At 68.8% G+C, this 1487-nt stretch carries 1 protein-coding gene; it reads left to right on the top strand.

Features of this window, described 5'->3' with window-relative positions:
- On the top strand, nucleotides 1–1487 hold a 1487-nt coding region (mctP, locus tag ACIP98_RS42490; protein WP_401982249.1), incomplete at both ends, for a monocarboxylate uptake permease MctP.

Below are 1487 nucleotides of genomic sequence, written 5' to 3'. Positions count from 1 at the left end.
CGTCACGGTGCTCGGCTTCCTGGCCGCCCGCTGGCGCAGGGCCGAGAACGCGCTGCACCTGGACGAGTGGGGGCTCGGCGGCCGCAGCTTCGGCGGCTGGGTCACCTGGTTCCTGCTGGGCGGGGACCTGTACACGGCCTACACCTTCGTGGCCGTCCCGGCGGCGGTGTACGCGGCGGGCGCGTCCGGCTTCTTCGCGGTGCCCTACACGATCCTGGTCTACCCGCTGGTCTTCACCTTCCTGCCGCGCCTGTGGTCGGTCTCCCACAAGCACGGCTACGTCACCACCTCGGACTTCGTCCGCGGCCGCTTCGGCTCCAAGGGCCTGTCGCTGGCGGTGGCCGTCACCGGCATCCTGGCCACCATGCCCTACATCGCGCTGCAACTGGTGGGCATCCAGGCGGTGCTGGACGTGATGGGTGTGGGCGGCGGCGCCTCGTCCAACTGGTTCGTCAAGGACCTGCCGCTGCTCATCGCCTTCGGCGTGCTGGCCGCGTACACGTACTCCTCGGGCCTGCGCGCGCCGGCGCTGATCGCGTTCGTCAAGGACACCCTGATCTACATCGTCATCGCGGTGGCGATCATCTACATACCGATCAAGCTGGGCGGCTTCGACGACATCTTCGCCAAGGCGAACGAGGCCTACACGCAGGTCAGTCCGGCCACCGGGAAGCCCCGCGGATCACTGGCGCCCGGCGACACGGCCCAGTGGGCGTACGGGACGCTGGCGCTGGGCTCGGCCCTCGCGCTGTTCATGTACCCGCACTCGGTCACCGCGGTGCTCTCCAGCCGCAGCCGCGACGTCATCCGCCGCAACACCACCGTGCTGCCGCTGTACTCGCTGATGCTCGGTCTGCTGGCGATGCTCGGCTTCATGGCGCTGGCGAGCGGGGTCGGAGCCGGGATCACCGGCTACAACGGGCAGCTGGCGATCCCCCAGCTCTTCGAGAACATGTTCCCGTCCTGGTTCGCGGGTGTGGCCTTCGCCGCGATCGGCATCGGCGCCCTGGTACCCGCCGCGATCATGTCCATCGCCGCGGCGAACCTGTTCACCCGCAACATCTACAAGGACTTCATCAGGCCGGACGCCACCCCGGCGCAGGAGACCCAGGTCTCCAAGATCGTCTCGCTGCTGGTCAAGGTCGGCGCGCTCGTCTTCGTCCTCACCATGGACAAGACGGTCGCCATCAACTTCCAGCTGCTGGGCGGCATCTGGATCCTGCAGACCTTCCCGGCCCTGGTCGGCGGACTGTTCACCCGCTGGTTCCACCGCTGGGCGCTGCTGGCCGGCTGGGCGGTCGGCATGATCTACGGCACCTGGGCCGCCTACGGCGTCGCGAGCCCCACCCAGAAGCACTTCGGCGGCTCCTCCGACACCATCCCGGTCATCGGGCAGATCGGCTACATCGGCCTGACCGCCTTCGTGCTCAACGTGGTGGTCACCGTCGTCCTCACCCTGGTCCTGCGGGCCGTCAAGGCGCCCGAGG

Source organism: Streptomyces sp. NPDC088354 (assembly GCF_044753585.1).
Taxonomy (GTDB): Bacteria; Actinomycetota; Actinomycetes; order Streptomycetales; family Streptomycetaceae; genus Actinacidiphila.
The sequence above is the reverse complement of the archived record's forward strand: the minus strand, read 5'-3'. Positions and strand labels throughout refer to the sequence as shown.